Annotated in this window: 16 protein-coding genes, 1 tRNA gene and 1 pseudogene; 8 read left to right on the forward strand and 10 right to left on the reverse strand. The window is 67.7% G+C overall.

What is annotated here, in order from left to right:
- Window positions 1-25: 25 nt before the first annotated feature.
- Window positions 26-1039, forward strand: coding sequence for a class 1 fructose-bisphosphatase (locus AC07OQ_RS06455; protein ID WP_495052276.1), 1014 nt, complete (start codon window positions 26-28; stop codon window positions 1037-1039).
- A 25-nt stretch (window positions 1040-1064) separates the two neighbouring features.
- A tRNA-Thr gene (locus AC07OQ_RS06460) sits at window positions 1065-1140 on the forward strand.
- Window positions 1141-1425: 285 nt separating this feature from the next.
- On the opposite strand, the gene AC07OQ_RS06465 is transcribed toward AC07OQ_RS06460, so the two are convergent.
- The gene (locus AC07OQ_RS06465) at window positions 1426-2073 is read right to left on the reverse strand and encodes a hypothetical protein (protein WP_495052277.1); all 648 of its coding nucleotides are present in this window, start codon (window positions 2071-2073) and stop codon (window positions 1426-1428) included.
- A gap of 153 nt (window positions 2074-2226) precedes the next feature.
- Window positions 2227-2637 (reverse strand): tyrosine-type recombinase/integrase, encoded by a 411-nt coding sequence (locus AC07OQ_RS06470; protein WP_495052397.1) that lies wholly within the window; start codon window positions 2635-2637, stop codon window positions 2227-2229.
- A gap of 376 nt (window positions 2638-3013) precedes the next feature.
- Here AC07OQ_RS06470 and AC07OQ_RS06475 point away from each other — a divergent pair.
- A pseudogene (locus AC07OQ_RS06475) lies at window positions 3014-4160 on the forward strand (IS3 family transposase).
- 133 nt (window positions 4161-4293) lie between these two features.
- Here the strand turns inward: AC07OQ_RS06475 and AC07OQ_RS06480 are convergent.
- A complete protein-coding gene (locus tag AC07OQ_RS06480; RefSeq protein WP_495052278.1) occupies window positions 4294-4620 on the reverse strand; it encodes a DUF2917 domain-containing protein in 327 nt (108 codons plus the stop codon).
- Between the two features lie 178 nt (window positions 4621-4798).
- On the opposite strand from AC07OQ_RS06480, the gene AC07OQ_RS06485 reads away from it, so the two are divergent.
- Both AC07OQ_RS06485 and AC07OQ_RS06490 read left to right on the forward strand, forming a co-directional pair.
- Window positions 4799-6283 carry an aminotransferase-like domain-containing protein gene (locus tag AC07OQ_RS06485; protein ID WP_495052279.1) on the forward strand — a complete coding sequence of 495 codons (1485 nt, stop codon included), beginning with the start codon at window positions 4799-4801 and terminating at the stop codon, window positions 6281-6283.
- Between the two features lie 53 nt (window positions 6284-6336).
- On the forward strand, window positions 6337-6732 hold the full coding sequence (locus tag AC07OQ_RS06490) for a VanZ family protein (RefSeq protein WP_495052280.1): 396 nt from the start codon (window positions 6337-6339) through the stop codon (window positions 6730-6732).
- Here the strand turns inward: AC07OQ_RS06490 and AC07OQ_RS06495 are convergent.
- The 4 genes from AC07OQ_RS06495 to AC07OQ_RS06510 form a co-directional block, all read right to left on the reverse strand.
- Entirely contained in the window at window positions 6718-7524 is an 807-nt protein-coding gene (locus AC07OQ_RS06495) for a helix-turn-helix transcriptional regulator (RefSeq protein WP_495052281.1), read from the reverse strand. The two genes, AC07OQ_RS06490 and AC07OQ_RS06495, sit on opposite strands and share 15 nt — an antisense overlap.
- 41 nt (window positions 7525-7565) lie before the next feature.
- The gene (locus AC07OQ_RS06500; RefSeq protein ID WP_495052282.1) at window positions 7566-8885 is read right to left on the reverse strand and encodes a TRAP transporter large permease; all 1320 of its coding nucleotides are present in this window, start codon (window positions 8883-8885) and stop codon (window positions 7566-7568) included.
- A 61-nt stretch (window positions 8886-8946) separates the two neighbouring features.
- Window positions 8947-9429 carry a TRAP transporter small permease gene (locus AC07OQ_RS06505; RefSeq protein ID WP_495052283.1) on the reverse strand — a complete coding sequence of 161 codons (483 nt, stop codon included), beginning with the start codon at window positions 9427-9429 and terminating at the stop codon, window positions 8947-8949.
- 53 nt (window positions 9430-9482) lie between these two features.
- Window positions 9483-10523, reverse strand: a complete 1041-nt coding sequence (locus tag AC07OQ_RS06510; RefSeq protein WP_495052284.1) for a TRAP transporter substrate-binding protein — start codon at window positions 10521-10523, stop codon at window positions 9483-9485.
- A gap of 259 nt (window positions 10524-10782) precedes the next feature.
- Here AC07OQ_RS06510 and egtB point away from each other — a divergent pair, with 259 nt between their 5' ends.
- The 3 genes from egtB to AC07OQ_RS06525 are packed head-to-tail and all read left to right on the forward strand — an operon-like array spanning window position 10783 to window position 13289.
- Window positions 10783-12021: an ergothioneine biosynthesis protein EgtB gene (gene egtB, locus AC07OQ_RS06515; RefSeq protein ID WP_495052285.1), complete on the forward strand. Its 1239-nt coding sequence runs from the start codon at window positions 10783-10785 to the stop codon at window positions 12019-12021.
- Window positions 12018-12980: an L-histidine N(alpha)-methyltransferase gene (gene egtD, locus AC07OQ_RS06520; protein WP_495052286.1), complete on the forward strand. Its 963-nt coding sequence runs from the start codon at window positions 12018-12020 to the stop codon at window positions 12978-12980. The genes egtB and egtD overlap by 4 nt, the downstream gene beginning before the upstream one ends.
- Before the next feature lie 27 nt (window positions 12981-13007).
- Window positions 13008-13289 carry a DUF427 domain-containing protein gene (locus tag AC07OQ_RS06525; RefSeq protein WP_495052287.1) on the forward strand — a complete coding sequence of 94 codons (282 nt, stop codon included), beginning with the start codon at window positions 13008-13010 and terminating at the stop codon, window positions 13287-13289.
- Window positions 13290-13295: 6 nt separating this feature from the next.
- Here AC07OQ_RS06525 and AC07OQ_RS06530 read toward each other — a convergent pair whose 3' ends face one another.
- From AC07OQ_RS06530 to AC07OQ_RS06540, 3 genes are all read right to left on the reverse strand, one after another.
- Window positions 13296-14264, reverse strand: coding sequence for a M14 family metallopeptidase (locus AC07OQ_RS06530; RefSeq protein WP_495052288.1), 969 nt, complete (start codon window positions 14262-14264; stop codon window positions 13296-13298).
- Window positions 14265-14266: 2 nt separating this feature from the next.
- Window positions 14267-15259, reverse strand: a complete 993-nt coding sequence (locus AC07OQ_RS06535; protein ID WP_495052289.1) for a Bug family tripartite tricarboxylate transporter substrate binding protein — start codon at window positions 15257-15259, stop codon at window positions 14267-14269.
- Window positions 15260-15350: 91 nt separating this feature from the next.
- Window positions 15351-16226, reverse strand: coding sequence for a LysR family transcriptional regulator (locus tag AC07OQ_RS06540; RefSeq protein ID WP_495052290.1), 876 nt, complete (start codon window positions 16224-16226; stop codon window positions 15351-15353).

Consider the following 16226-nt stretch of genomic DNA (forward strand, 5'->3'; position numbering starts at 1 on the left):
TAACTCAACTCCAGGAGAGCCGTCCATGGCACATCGCATCAGCCTGACCCAGTACCTCGTCGAACAGCAGCGTCAGCATGGCCATATCCCGCAGCAGCTGCGTCTGCTGATCGAGGTGGTGGCCCGCGCCTGCAAGCGCATCGCCATCAACGTCAACAAGGGCGCGCTGGGCGATGTGCTGGGCAGCGCCGGCTCGGAAAACGTGCAGGGCGAGGTGCAGAAGAAGCTGGACATCATCGCCAACGAGGTGCTGATCGAGGCCAACGAGTGGGGCGGGCATCTCGCGGCCATGGCCAGCGAGGAGATGGAAGGCATCTACCTGGTGCCCAACCGCTATCCCCAGGGCGAATACCTGCTGATGTTCGACCCGCTGGATGGCTCGTCCAATATCGACGTCAACGTCTCGATCGGCACCATCTTCTCGGTGCTGAAGAAGCCCGAGGGCAGCCAGGGGGTCAGCGAGCAGGATTTCCTGCAGCCCGGCTCGACCCAGGCCGCCGCCGGCTACTGCGTCTACGGCCCGCAGACCACCCTGGTGCTGACGGTGGGCGACGGCGTCGCGATGTTCACGCTGGACCGCGAGCAGGGCTCCTGGGTGCTGACCGCCGACGACGTGAAGATCCCCGAGGACACCAAGGAGTTCGCGATCAATATGTCGAACATGCGCCATTGGGACGCGCCGGTGAAGCGCTATATCGACGAATGCCTGGCCGGCGAGGAGGGTCCGCGCGGCAAGAACTTCAATATGCGCTGGGTCGCCTCGATGGTGGCCGACGTGCACCGCATCCTGACGCGCGGCGGCATCTTCATGTACCCCTGGGACAAGCGCGAGCCCAACAAGGCCGGCAAGCTGCGCCTGATGTACGAGGCCAATCCGATGGCCTTCCTGGTCGAGCAGGCCGGTGGCGCCGCCACCAACGCACGCCAGCGCATCATGGACATCAATCCCGGCAAGCTGCATGAGCGCGTCTCGGTGGTGCTGGGCTCGAAGAACGAGGTCGAGCGCGTCACCGCCTATCATCTTGACGCCAAGCCGTAAAACCTGGCTATAATGGCGGGCTTACGCCGGTGTAGCTCAGTTGGTAGAGCAGCGCATTCGTAATGCGAAGGTCGGGAGTTCGACTCTTCTCACCGGCACCAATCCAACGGCAAGGCCGCATTTCCTCCCGGGGGAATGCGGCTTTTGTCTTTTCTACGCCTGCGTAGAACCACCCAAGTAGCTGAGCGAAATTCTGTCCGCCGGGGGCGGCGCGTCCTCGCGAGTTACCTCACGAAATGCGAGGCTCCGCCTTGCGCAGATTCCATGCCGGCGCGGGACGAGCTCGATCCCACATCAGATGCCGGATATACGACTGCAGGTGCTTCTTCCGTCGTACCTCTATCGATCAGGTCTTTGCAGTTGTGGGGGAGTCCATATACGCAGGGTTAGGCTTCATCGCCCCCCTGCCACTGAAAATATTCAGGTCGGATTTTGGCGCTGATGAACTCGTGCACTCCATCTTTAAGGACCCGGTTCCATTCAAAGAGGTCAAGCTCCTTGATATGTTCAAAGGCAGGTGGTATTGAGCTCAGCAGCGGGTTAATCAAGTCGGGAGATATGACACCCCAGAATTCTCTGACCTCTTGCCAATTGATGTTACCTCTGTGTGCACCTACCTCGTTGCGAACTCTGGTAATGTTTTTTTCCACCTTCGATTTAGCCCGTGAGTACTCTTTGAGCAAGGGCACCAACTTCTCTCGTTCTTCGTGAGTTATCTCTCGCCATCCTTGGCGTTCCGAAGGATCAAATACCGGAGCCTTCATAGCAAGTGACGCTAAGCGATCAAAGACGTCGATAAGAGATCTGACTTCAATGACGACGTACTTCAGGATGAGCTGTTTCTTGTATTCTTCAGTTTGTGAGACATGGACTCCTTTTAGGTGAGAGATGTCTTCCCAGATGTGACTTACTTGAATCAATAGAGCAGCCGCCTCATTCCCGGGAAACCATGCATCAGAGCCGTGCTCATGCACGGGGTGGAATGTCTTTGACTCGAGATCCGCACCTTCAATTAATTCGTCAATTTCGCGCATGGCTTCTCCGTGAAACCCGACTTGTTATATGTGGATCGCTAACGATTCCTGCCCAACATTTGAGCACCTGCAGGAGTCGCCCTGCAACCCGCACTGAGGGCCATGCGCGTACGGTGCGGCGGGTCGGTGTCCCAAGGCATCGCGCCAGCTGCCCTACTGCCCCACCCTCTTCTGCTGCTCGCGCTCGTCGAGAAGATTCATCACCTTCGCAGCCTTCTGCGACGCAAGCTCCGACGCTTGGTGAATGTAGATCTGGCTCGTCGCGATGTTCGCATGCCCGGCAATCGCCTGGATGTCCTGTGCGGCTAAACCAGCACGGGCGAGCTTGGTGAACGTGCTGTGGCGGATCGTGTGGATTGACGCATCCTCGATCCCGGCGCGCTTGAACGCACTGTTGAACGCACGAGGGTTGTACTTCTTCGGGCCGCCGTCCTTCGACTCAAAGACGTACTTCGCACCGAGCTTGCGCTTCATCACCCTGCGCTGCAGCACCTTGAAAGCACGGGCAGGTAGGAACAGCACCGACTCGTTCTGAACCTTCGGGCGGTACAGGTGGATCGACAGCTGACAACATCGATTTCAAGATGGGGCGACCTACATCGATTTCACTTGCACCGGACACTGTTCAGCATGGGTAATTCCACCCAACCCTAATTCCCCGTCCAGGCGTGAATTGGTGGTTTTCCACCATTTCCTGCGATACAGGATGACGTTCCTACATCGTAGGAACGCACATGGGTGTTTCCACCCACATGGCAAAAATGGTCAAAATCGTCGAAGTCCAGTTCTCCCTAAATAGTGCAGGACTATTCACGTGAGTGCTCAAACAAGGACGCACCTCACGACAACGCGAACACTATGGAGAACCGCATAAACAGTGAATCGCCCCAGGTTCAGTAGATACCTTCGAGCCTCAAACTGAGGCCCAATCGGAGGTGCCATGCAGAGCAAGCAACCCTACCCAGAAGAATTCAGGATCGAGGCGGTCAAGCAGCTCACGGAGCGAGGCCACAAGGTGGCCGACGTGTCAGCCCGGATCGGCGTCAGCCAACACAGCCTGTACAAGTGGATCAAGGCGTACTCGACGCCGGCTGCCGAGCGGCAAGCGCAGGTGTCGCAGGCCGAAGAACTGCGGCGGCTGAAGGCCGAACTGCGGCGCGTGACCGAGGAGCGCGACATCCTAAAAAAGGCCGCCGCGTACTTTGCCAAGCAGTCCGGGTGAGGTACGCGTTCATCAAGGCGCACGAGGCCCAGCACAGCGTGCGGCGCATGTGCAAGGTGATGCAGGTGCACCCCAGCGGCTACTACGCGTGGAAGGCCGAGCCGCAGAGCCAACGGGCCAAAGACGACCAGCGGCTGACCGGCTTGCTCAAGCAGGCGTGGCTGGAGAGCGGCGGTGTCTATGGGTACCGCAAGCTGACGCTGGACATGCGCGACCTCGGCGAGCGCTGCGGCAAGCACCGCGTGGCGCGACTGCTCAAGCTCGAAGGGCTGCACTCACAGACGGGGTACCGCCGTCGTCCGGGCGTGCGGGGTGGCAAGCCTGCCGTGGTGGCGCCGAACCATCTGCAGCGCCAGTTCACGGTGGCCGAGCCCAATCAGTCCTGGGTGACCGACATCACCTACATCCGCACGCACGAGGGCTGGCTGTACCTGGCGATCGTCGTCGAGCTGTTCTCTCGTCAGGTGGTGGGCTGGTCGATGGGCAGTCGCATCGACACCGGCCTGGTACTCGATGCGCTGCTGATGGCGCTGTGGCGCCGTCAGCCTCAGGGGGCCGTAACGGTGCATTCCGATCAGGGCTGCCAGTTCACTGGGCACGAGTGGCAGACATTCCTGCGCACCTGGTCAGCAGCATGAGCCGACGCGGCAACTGCCATGACAACGCCGTGGCCGAGAGCTTCTTCCAACTGCTCAAGCGCGAGCGCATACGTCGGCAGGTCTACGCCACACGCAACGACGCCCGTGCCGACGTCTTCAACTACATCGAGATGTTCTACAACCCCAAGCGGCGTCACGGCACCGCCGGCGATACTTCGCCGGTCGAGTTCGAACGACGCCATTCCCAACGGCTCACGGGTGTCTAGGAAACCCGGGGCGATTCAACTCTTCTCACCGGCACCAAAAAAGACAAAGGGCCTGACCGACGTCAGGCCCTTTTGTTTTGGGTTCTGTTTTGAGTTGTTTTTGAGGCTCGGCCCGCGCCGAGGATGCGCCGGCTCAGGCCGGTGCCGGCCCCAAGGCGGTCAGCAGGCTGGTGCGCAGCCGGTGCCTCCAGGACAGGCCCGGGCCTTGCCCCTGGGCGATGCGGACCGGCTCGGCCAGCGGCGCCACGCGCACGCGCGCCGTCCCCTCGGCGCCCAGCAGGGCCTGGCTGCCGGCCTCCAGACGCAGGCTGCCGCCAGGTCCGACGAAATGATCCTGCGGATCCTCGGCCCGCGTGACCCAGACCCGACCTTCCAGCACCGTCAGCCAGATCGCGTCGACGGCATGCAGATCACCGTCCTGCAGTTGCAGAACGGCGGCTTGGCTCAGACTCAATGACATGGCGGCGACTCCTTGGCGACTACGGAGCTCCAGTGTCGGAAAGTCGCGTCGCGGCCGACAGACCCAGCGCAGCACATTCGCGACCGGAACAGATGCGCGCGCACGTGCTCTGTCATGGCATCAGTAGTCCACATCTGTACTGGTACGGCGGCGGGCCGGGCCGTCACAATGGCTCCATATGGACGAGTTGCCCGAGTCCCTTCCGCTGTACCAACGCATCGCCGGCCAGATCGAACGCGCCATCGCCGGCGGTGCCATGCGCGTCGGCGACCGTCTGCCCTCGGTGCGAGCGCTGAGCCAGCAGCATGGCGTCAGCATGAGCACGGCGCTGCAGACCTACCGCTGGCTGGAAAACCGCGGCGCGGTGCAGGCACGGCCCAAGTCCGGCTATTTCGTCGCTGCACAGCGCCCGCTGCTGCCCGAGCCGCAGCTGGACCTGCGCATGGAAGGCGCCTCCTTCGTCAACATGGACCAGGTGCTGCAGGAGTTCCTCTACATCGTCGACGATCCGCTGGCCATGCCGCGCTTCCACGCCGCGCCGGCGCGCGAGCTGGTGCCCGAGGCCAAGCTGCAGCAGCTGACCGCCAGCGTCAACCGTCGCCACCCCGAGTACGCCTCCGGCTACGAGATGACCGGCAGCGCCGCGCTGCGGCGCGAGATCGCGCGCCGCGCGGTGAACTCGGGCGTGCAGCTGCGGCCCGACGAGATCGTCATCACCAACGGCGGGCTGGAGGCCGTCTACCTCGCGCTGCGTTCGGTGGCCGGCTCGGGCGACACCATCCTGCTGGAATCGCCCACCTACTTCCATCTGCTGCAGGTCAACGAGAGCCTGGGGTTGAAGGTGCTGGAGATCCCGAGCCACCCGCGCACCGGCCTGTCGCTGGAGGCCCTGGACTTCGCGACGCAGCAGCCCGGCGCGGTGAAGGCCTGCATCCTGCTGCCCAACTTCCCCAACCCCACCGGCAGCCTGATGCCGGCCGAGCACAAGCGCCGCCTGGTGGCGATGCTGGCCGAGCGCGGCGTCACCATCATCGAGAGCGACATCTACGGCGAGATGCATTTCGGCGAGCAGCGCCCGCCGACCTTGAAGAGCTTCGACCTCGACGGCAATGTCATCCTCTGCTCGGCCTTCACCAAGACCGTGGCGCCCGGCTACCGCATCGGCTGGATCGCGCCGGGCCGGCATTTCCTCAAGGCCCAGGCACTGAAGATGCGCACCTCGGTGGCCTGCCCGATGCTGCAGCAGGAGGTGATGGCCCAGTTCATGCGCGACGGCGGCTACGACCACCACCTGCGCCGGCTGCGCGCGGCGCTGCGCTCGCAGGCCCAGCACATGGCCGAGGCGGTGGCACGCCATTTCCCGATGGGCTGCCGCCTGTCGATGCCGCAGGGCGGCCTGCTGATGTGGATCGAGCTGCCGCGCCATGTCGATTCGCGCGAGGTGTTCGCGCTGGCGCGGCTGGAGCATATCGGCGTGGCGCCCGGCGCGGCCTTCAGCACCAGCCGGCGCTTCGACCATTTCATCCGCCTGCAGTACGGCGATCCGTGGACGCCCAAGATGGAGGCCGCGATCCGCCGCCTGGGCCAGATCGTCGCGCGGCTGGCCGAGCGGACGCCGCTGCGGAGCGCGGCCGAGCACTCGGCCTCGGCGCAGACCGCCTGAGCAGGCCGAGGACCGCCCCCATGCCGGCTCGTATGATGCGGACCGGAGCCCGCATGAACCCCTCATCCCTGTCCCATCTGCTGCGCGAACCGCGCCCCTGGCGCGCCCTGCTGACCCTGCTGCTGATCGCGATCAGCTATCTGGCGCTCTCGCCCGCCCCGCCCCCGGTGATGGACAGCGGCTGGGACAAGCTGAACCACCTGCTGGCCTTCGGCGCGCTGGCCCTCTGTGCCGATTTCGCCTGCACCCGCCCGCGCATGCGGCGCACCCTGGCGCCGCTGGCCCTGCTCGGCTATGGCGTGCTGATCGAGCTGCTGCAGTCGCAGCTGCCGCCGCGCAGCGCCGACGCGCGCGACGTGCTGGCCGACGCCCTGGGCCTGGCACTGGGCCTGGCGCTGGCCGCCGGCCTGCGCATGCTGCTGCGCACGCAACCCTCAGCCGGTCGCTGAACCCTCGTCCAGCAGCTTCAGCGCCATCGCGCGTGCCACCGCATGGGCACGATTGCTGGCGCCCAGCTTGCGCAGGATGCGCTGCACATGGTTCTTCACGGTCAGCGCGCTGATCGCCAGGTCCACTGCGATCTGCTGGTTGCTGCGGCCCTCGCGCAGGCCGCGCAAGACCTGGCACTCGCGCCCGGTCAGGCCGGCCGGCGGAAGCGGCGCCAGCGGCTGCGGAGCAGCGCGTGACGGCGCCCCGCCCGAGGCACGCAGCCAGCCGCTGTGCAGATGCGGCGTCAGCAACTCCAGCAGCACGCCCTGGCGCGCGCCGTAGTGCGGCCGGCCATGGGCCAGCACGAAAAAGCTCTCGATCTCGCTGGGGCGCTGGGGCCGCGACACCCCGTGCAGCAGCAGCTGCGCAAAGCCCTCCAGGCCCAAGCCGGCCGCCGGCAGCAGCAGCGGCCGCCCCCGCCCCTGCTCCAGCCACAGCGCCTGCAGGCGCCGAGGCAGGCCCGAGCCCGGCGCCAGCAGCGCCTCGGACAGGCCCGGCGCCAGCGGCACGCTGTTGAACAGCTCGAAGCGCAGTTCGCGGTGGCTGCGCTGATAGGCGCCGCACAGCAGCAGCTGATGGGGCAGCAGCTGCTGCAGGCTGCCCTGGGTCCAGACGAAGAACTGGGCGCTGTGGCGCAGCGCCAGTGCGCCCTCGATCGTGCGCACCAGGGCCTGCACCTGGGGCGGGCTCAGCAGGATGGAGCCATACAGGTCCTCGGCCTGGGCGGAGAGGTGGTCGTTCGCGGCGCACATGCCCTGAGCCTATGGGCCGGGCATGACAGCTTGTTGAAGCGCTACAGCAATCGCACCAGCCAGAGGCTCACGCCGGGCACGAACAGCAGCAGCCCCATGCGCAGCGCGTCCCAGACCAGGAAGGGCAGCACGCCCTTGTAGGTCTCGCTCATCGGCACCTCGCGCGCCATGCTGTTGACGACATAGACATTCAGCCCCACCGGTGGCGCCAGCAGGCCGATGCCCACCGTGGTCAGCACCAGGATGCCGAACCAGATCGCCTTGTGCTCGGCCGTCAGGCCCCACAGGTCCAGGCCCATGATGGTGGGGAAGATCACGGGGATGGTCAGCAGCAGCATCGACAGCTCGTCCATCACGCAGCCCAGCACCACGTAGAACATCAGCACGCCGGCCACGATCAGCAGCGGCGACACCTGCTGATGCCCCACCCATTCGGCCAGATGCGCCGGCATCTGGGTCAGGGCCAGCGCCGCGTTCATCATGTCGGCACCGAGAAAGATCATGAACACCATCGCCGAGGTCTCGGCCGTTCCCATGAAGCTGCGCCTGATGCCGGCCCAGCCGAGCTCGCGCCGCGCCAGGCCCAGCGCAAAAGTGCCCAGGGCGCCGACCGCCGCGCCCTCGGTCGGCGAGAAAATGCCGCCATAGATGCCGCCGAACACCGCGACGAAGATCAGCACGATCGGCCAGATGCCCAGCAGCGCGCGCCAGCGCTGGCCCCAGGGCAAGGGCTCGGCCGGCGTGGCCAGCTCGGGGCGCAGCCGGCAGTAGATCGCCACCACGACGATATAGCCCAGCGCCGCCAGGAGGCCCGGCAGCATCGCCGCGGCGAACAGCTTGGCGATGTTCTGCTCGGTCAGGATGGCATAGACCACGAGGGGCACCGAGGGCGGGATCAGGATGCCCAGCGTGCCTCCGGTGGCCAGCACGGCCGTCGAGAGGCGTCCGGCATAGCCATGGGCCTTCATCTCGCCATAGGCCACCTGGGTGATGGTGGCCGAGGTGGCGACGGCCGAACCGCACACCGCGCCGAACGCGGCCGAGGCCAGGATTGCCGCCATGCCCAGGCCGCCGCGCACATGGCCGACGAAGGCCGCCGCCGCCTTGAACAGCGCGCGCGAGAGGCCGCCCTGGGTCGCGAACTGCCCCATCAGCAGGAACAGCGGGATCACCGAGAGGTCGTAGACCGAGAGCCGCGCCACCGCGCTGCCCTTGAGTGCATTCAGCAGCGCCATGTCACTGGTCATCAGCGCATAGCCGGCGGCGCCCGGGATGAACATCGCGGCCGCGATCGGCACGCGCAGCGCCATCATCAGCAGCATCGCGGCGAAGATGGCGGCCCCGGTCCCGGCGCCGCTCATTGGGCAAGCTCCATGCTTCGCATTGCGGTGCGAGCCCCCTTCGGGACGGCAGGGCGGCCGCTCATGCCGCCTCCCCCGGGCCCAGCAGATCCTGCGCCGCCTGCGCCACGGCGATCAGCGCGGTCAGCGCAAGGCCCGGCCCCAGCACCGCATAGCTGATCCACATCGGCAGGTCCAGGATCATCGTGGCCTCGCCGGCCTCGCGCACCGACAGCGCGCCCGCCATCGTGCGCCAGGCCAGCAGGCCCACCATCAGGGCCAGCAGCAGCGCGCCGACGCCGTCCAGCAGGGCGCGCAGGCGCGGCCCGGTGTGCTGGGTGAAAAAGTCGACGATGATGTTGGCGCGCTGCAGCTGGCACCAGGGCAGGCACAGCGCGATGCACAGCGCGATGCCGAACTGGCTCAGCTCCACGTCGCCCGGGATGGGACGGGACCACAGCGAGCGGCCGGCGATGCTGGCCACCGTCAGCAGCGCCACCAGACAGGCGCAGGCGCAGCCCGCCAGCGCACTCCACAGCGCCAGGCGGCGCAACACAGACAGCATGACGACAACCCCTCGCGGTGCGGCCCGCAGCGCCGCTGCTTCGATTTCGATACCTACTTCTTGTACTTGACCAGCAGGTCCTGCGCGTCCTTCAGCATCTGCTTGCCGGGCAGGCCGCGCTTGTCCATGTCGGCCGCCCAGTCGTCATAGAGCGGGTGGCTGGCCTTGATCCACAGGTCCACCTCGGCGGCCGGCAGGCGGTAGAAGGTGTTGCCGCGGTCCACCGCGGGCTTGCGGCCGACGGCCTGGCTCTCGTCCCAGATCTTGCCGGCCTGCTGCGACAGCCCCGCGCCGCTGTTGCGGTCGATCACGCCCTTCAGCTCGGCCGGCAGCGCGTCGTAGCGGGCCTGGTTCATCGCCAGCACGAACAGGGCCGAATAGAGCGCCGGACGCGCGGGGTCGGTTTCGGTGTGGTACTTGACCATCTCGTGCAGCTTCACCGAGGGGATCACCTCCCAGGGCAGCGCGAAGCCGTCGATCGTGCCCTTGCTGACCGCATCGGCCACCGCCGGCAGCGGCATGCCCACCGGCGTGGCGCCCAGCGAGGCCAGCAGCTTGTTGGTCTGGCGGGTCGGCGCGCGCAGCTTCAGGCCCTTCAGATCGGCCAGGCTCTTGATCTGCTTGTCGCGGGTGTGCAGATAGCCCTCGTCGTGGATGCTGAACATCAGCGGCTTGATGCCGGGGAACTCCTTGCTGCCGTACTTGCCGTAGAAGTCCCAGGCGGCGCGCGCGCCGGCCTCGGCCGAGTTGTTCATGAAGGGCAGCTCGAACACCTCCATGATGGGGAAGCGGCCCGCGGTATAGCCCGGCAGCGTGAAGACGATGTCGACCACGCCGTCCTTGGCCTGGTCGATCAGTTGCGCCGGCGTGCCGCCCAGCTGCATGGCCGGAAAGATCTGGCACTTCAGCTTGCTGGCGGAATCGGCCGCGATCTTGTCGCACCAGGGCTGCAGGATCTTGGTGGGCGGCATCGCGCCGGGCGGCCAGAAATGGTGCACCTTGAGGGTCACCTCTTGCGCCAGCGCCAGCGAGGCGCTCAGGCCTCCCGCCAGGGCCAGCAGGGCGCGCCATCCGATCTTCGACAGCTTGCTCATCCTCGTCTCCATTGTCGTCACATTGTTCGTATGTAGACCATATCGTATGAATGGCGAACTATTCGGCCATCGAGATTTGCCCTGTAGGACAGCGCCGGACCCGCAGGGCCGCGCGCGGGGCCTCCCTATCATGCCTGCGAACTCGGCCGGGCAGCGCGTCCGGTGAGCCCATGGTCCCGATACAGCTGCTGGCACTCCTGCCACTTTTTGACATGCGCTTGCGCTACCCTCTGGCCATCGCTTCAAGGAATCGAACGGCATGCCAGCATCCGATTCGCGCGCGGCCTTGGCCCAGCGCTACCTTGCGGTGCGCGCCCACACGCTGGCGCTGACCGCACCGCTCAGCGCCGAGGACCAGGCCCTGCAATCCATGCCCGACGCCAGCCCGGTCAAATGGCACCGGGCCCACACCACCTGGTTCTTCGAGGCCCTGCTGCTGCGCCCGCTGCAGCCCGGCTACCGGCCCTTCGACGAGCGCTTCTTCTACCTGTTCAACTCTTATTACGAGGCCCTGGGGCCGCGCCACCCGCGCCCGCAGCGCGGGCTGCTGAGCCGCCCCTCGCTGGACGAGGTGCAAGCTTTCCGCCGCCATGTGGATGCCGCGATGCTGGAGCTGATCGCCGGCTGCGACACTGACACCTGGGCAGCGGCCCGGCCAGTGCTGGAGCTGGGCCTGCAGCATGAGCAGCAGCACCAGGAACTGCTGCTGACCGACATCCTGCACGCCTTCTCCTGCAACCCGCTGCTGCCCGCCTATCACAGCGACGCCCCCATGCCTGCGGCCGCGGCGGCCGCGCAATGGCTGCGGCACGAAGGCGGCCGGGTCGAGACCGGCCATGGCGGAGCCGGCTTCGCCTTCGACAACGAGGGGCCGCGCCACGCAGTGCTGCTGGCCCCGTTCGAGATTGCCAGCCAGCTGGTCAGCTGTGGCGAATACGCGGCCTTCATCGCCGATGGCGGCTATCGGCGTCCCGAGTTCTGGCTGTCCGACGGCTGGGCCCTGGCCCAGGCCCAGGGCTGGCAGGCGCCGGCCTACTGGCTGGCGCCCGGCGACCCGCGCGCGCCCAATCGGGCCTGGCAGGTCTTCGGCCTGCGCGGCGTGCAGCCGATCGATCCGGACGCGCCGGTGCTTTGCCTGAGCTTCTACGAGGCCGCCGCCTATGCCGACTGGGCCGGGGCCCGCCTGCCCAGCGAGTTCGAATGGGAGGCGGCCGCGCGCTCGCTGCCCGGCATGGCCCAGTTGCAGGACACGGCCTGGCAATGGACCCGCTCGGCCTACCACCCCTACCCTGGCTTCAAGGCCATGGCCGGGCCGGCCGCCGAATACAACGGCAAGTTCATGGTGGGCCAGCTGGTGCTGCGCGGCGGCAGCCTGGCCACGCCGGCAGGCCACGCCCGGACCAGCTACCGCAATTTCTTCCCGCCGGCCGCGCGCTGGCAGTTCAGCGGCCTGCGCCTGGCGCGCGATCCGGTTCCCACCGAGGAAGGCAAGACATGACCCCACCCGTGACTCCCCACCTCCAGCTGGTGCCCGCCGACGGCTTTGCCCACGACCTGCACCAGGCGCTGCGCCAGCGCCCGCGCAGCATCTCGCCCAAGTATTTCTACGACGAGGCCGGCTCGGCCCTGTTCGAGCGCATCTGCGAGCTGCCCGAGTACTACCCCACCCGCACCGAACTGGCCCTGCTGCAGCGCCATGCCGCCGAGATGGCCGAGCTGATCGGCCCCGGCGCCCAGCTGGTGGAGTACGGCGCCGGCTCGCTGCGCAAGGTGCGGCTGCTGCTGGAGCGCCTGGCCGCGCCGCACAGCTTCGTGCCGGTGGACATCTCGGGTACCCACCTGCTGGCCGCCTCCGGCGCGCTGCAGGCCGACCACCCGGCCCTGCGCATCCAGCCGGTGGTGGCCGATTTCACCCGCCCGCACGACCTGCCCGCGCGTCCGGCGGCGGGGCGGCGCATCGGCTTCTTCCCCGGCTCCAGCATCGGCAACTTCGCGCCCGGCGAGGCGCTGGATTTCCTGCGCATGACCGCGCAGGAGCTGCGCGGCGGCGCCCTGCTGATCGGCGTGGATCTGGTCAAGGACCCGGCCCTGCTGCATGCGGCCTACAACGACGCCCAGGGCGTCACCGCCGCCTTCAATCTCAACATCCTGGCGCGCGCGCGCCGCGAGCTGGGCGCGCAGTTCGACCCCGAGGGCTTCCTGCACAGCGCCTTCTACAACGCGCCGCTGCAGCGCATCGAGATGCACCTGCAAAGCCGCCGCCGCCAGCCGCTGCAGCTGGGACAGCGGAGCTACGAGTTCGAGGCCGGCGAGACCCTGCACACCGAGAACTCGTACAAGTTCAGCGTGGCCGGCTTCCAGGCCCTGGCCGCCCGGGCCGGCTTCGCGGCGGGGCCCGTGTGGAGCGACGAGCGCGACTGGTTTGCCCTCCTCTGGCTGCAGGCCCCCAGCGCATAATCGCCGCGCACAAGGAGCCACCCCGCGATGAAAGCCATCTGGAACAACACCGTGATCGCCGAGAGCGACGACACCGTCGTCGTCGAGGGCAACCATTATTTCCCCGCAAGCACGCTGAGGCGCGAGTACACCTCCTTCAGCAACCACAAGACCATGTGCCCCTGGAAGGGGCAGGCCAGCTATCTGTCGCTGCTGGTCAACGGCGAGATGAATCCCGACGCCGTCTGGTACTACCCCGAACCCAAGTCCGGCGCCGAGGCGGTCAAGGACCGCGTGGCGTTCTGGAAGGGCGTGAAGGTCGTCGAGTAGGCCGGCTCAGACCCGTTCGGCGAAGCGCACCACCGTGACCCCGGCACGCGCCTGGCGCGTCGAGGGCATCACCAGCACGCAATCGGCGAAGGGCGTGACGACCGGCTCGCCGTCGTTGTCGCCGATCACGGTGCCGGCGCGCGCGATCCGTTCCAGCCCGGTAAAGGGCTCGCTGAAGCGGAAACGCTCGCTGCGCGCCACCACCGCGCCGCGCACGCGCAGCGCCGGCGCGGCCACCGCGGCGTCGCCCCGGCGCCAACCGGGCAGCGGGGCCTCGAGATCGGCCTCGTCGACGACATCCGCGGCCAGCAGCAGGCGCGCGCAATAGTCCTGGGCCACGCCGCGGCTCGCGGGGTCCAGGTGGTAGCCGCATTCCAGCAGCAGCGAGCGGGTCTCGGGCGCCTGCGCATCCGGCACACCGAAGCGGCCGAAGTCGCGCATGCGCACGCCGTCGGTATGGCCGGCGTCGATCACGATCGCGGCCTCGCCCCGCAGCGCACGCGCCAGCGCCAGATTGCGCGGCTGCACGCCGCTCAGCAGCAGCGGCGCCGAGCGCTCGTGCATCGAATGCAGGTCCAAGAGCCAGTCCGCCGCCTCGACGAAGGGGCGCAGCGCCAGCGCGCGGCGGCGTTCCTGGCCGACGGGCGCCGCCAGGCGCTCCTCCGACCATTGGCGGTTCAGGTCCTCGTCGACGAAGCGCGCCGCATCGTGGTTTGACGGATCGAAGCGGTCGAAGGCCGCCAGGTTGCAGAAGGCCAGCGTCAGGCGGCCACGCCTGGGGCGCAGGCCGCGCTCCAGCAGGCCCTCCAACAGACCGATGAGGGCCCAGGCGCCGCACAGCTCGTTGCCATGCACCAGGGCCGAGATCATCAGGTGCCGTCCGGGCTGGCCGCTGTCGAAGGTCCAGACCCCTTCGGTGCCGGTATTGCCCGCGCGCCACGGGCCCAGTTCGGGCTTATGCAGGGTGGGGCTCATGCTCAGTCCGTTTCGATCTTGGCGAACTCGACGATCTTGGCGAAACGCTCGACCTCGGCGCGCACGAATTTCCTGCCATCCAGATCCGGCGTCAGCGCCACGCCGGCGGCCTGCAGCTTGGCCGCCACCTCGGGCTGGCGCAGCACCTCGCGCAGTTCCTTCTGCAGCTGCGTCTGGATGGGCGCGGGCGTCTTGGCCGGCGCGAACAGGCCGAACCAGACGCCGATGTCCACGCCGGCAAAGGCCTGGGTCTCGGCCAGGGCCGGGATCTCGGGCGCGGCGGCCGAGCGCCTGGCGCTGGTGACGCCGATCGCCTTCATGCGCCCTTCCTGGATATGCGGCAGCGCGCTGGACAGCACGAAGACCGCGAAGTCCACCTGACCGCCCAGCAGATCGGTCACCATCGGCGCGGCGCCGCGGTAGGGAATGTGCAGCATGAAGAGCTTGCCGTCGCGCTTGACCAGCTCGCCGGCCAGGTGCAGCGGGGTGCCGATGCCGGAACTGGCATAGCTCAGCTTGCCCGGCCGCGCGGCCACATGGTCCTTGAAGGCGGCGGCGTTGGCCACGCCGGTGCGCGCCGTCGTCACCAGCACCAGGGGCTGGCTGCCTATCATGCCCACCGGGGCCAGGTCGGTCAGCGCGTTGTAGCGCGACTTCTTGGAAGTCAGCGCATTGATGCCCACCTCGCTGGTGGAACCCAGCAGCAGGGTGTAGCCGTCCGGCTGGGCGTTGACCACCTTGATCGCGCCCAGGGTGCCGCCGGCGCCGGCAACGTTCTCCACCAGCACCTGCTGGTTCAGGCGCTTGGCCAGTTCGGGCGCGACGATGCGCGCCACCAGGTCCACGCTGCCACCGGCGGCATAGCCGACCACCAGGGTCACGGGCTTCCTGGCGGGATAGCCGTCGGCCTGGGCCTGGCCCAGGCTGGGCAGCAAGCCCAGCAGCGCGAGCATGGCGGCCAGCAGGGCGGAGCGCAGCGGTTTTTTCATCGTCATGGCGTGCGGGCAGCGATGGGTGAAGGGAACCCGATCTTGCGCGCCACCAGCCCCAAGCCGATTGCCGAATCGGCAATCTCGATTGCTTTTCTCAGGAGCGACGGCTGTGGGCGACCAAAGCCTCCCAGACCTGGGCCACGGCCGCGGTCGGCGGCTTCTTGCGGCGGAACAGCCGGGTCTCGAAGGGGATCTGCCAGGCCGGCTCGCCCCAGATGGCGAGGGTGCCGGCGCGCAGATCGGCCGCCACCATCGACAGCGGCAGCCAGGCCAGGCCCATGCCGCGCATCGCGTATTCGCGCAGCGAATCGACCGAGTCGCAGCGCATGCCCGGCACCAGCGGCGGCAGACCGCGCAGATGGGCCAGGTGGTCGTCGAGCAGGCGCCCCAGGGCCTGGCCGGGATCGTAGGCCAAGAGGCGCGGCGGACCGTCCCCCGCCGGGCCATGCAGCACCGGTACCAGGCGGTCGTCGGCGCCGCGCGCCTGCAGATAGCGCCGCCCGTCCAGGCGCAGCGCCAGCACCGGATGGTGGTAGCTCAAGAGGATGTCGACCTCGCCGCGCTCCAGCAGCTCGCTGGCCTCGTTCATCAGCCGCGTCATCACCTGCACCAGGGGCGCGTCCGGACGCCGCATCAGCGGGGCCAGCGCATCGGCCACGACGCTGTGCGCCAGGGTGCGGCCGGTGACCAGGCGCACCAGGCGATCGCCCTGGCCGGCCGTGCCCAGCTCCTGGCGCAGCAGCTCCAGCTCGCGCGTGGTGGCACGGCCCTGCTCGGCGAGGCGCTGGCCGGCGGCGCTCAGGCGCGGCGGCTGGCTGCCCGGCTCGAACAGCGGCACGCCGGCCCATTGCTCCAGCGCCTTGAGGCGGCGCCCGAAGGCCGGCGCGGTGACATGGCGCAGCTCGGCGGCGGCCTTGAAGCTGCCGGCGTCGACGACGGCCTGCAGATCGGCCAGCCACTTGAGCTGCAC

It is taken from the genome of Roseateles sp. GW821-FHT09B06 (genome assembly GCF_059418245.1).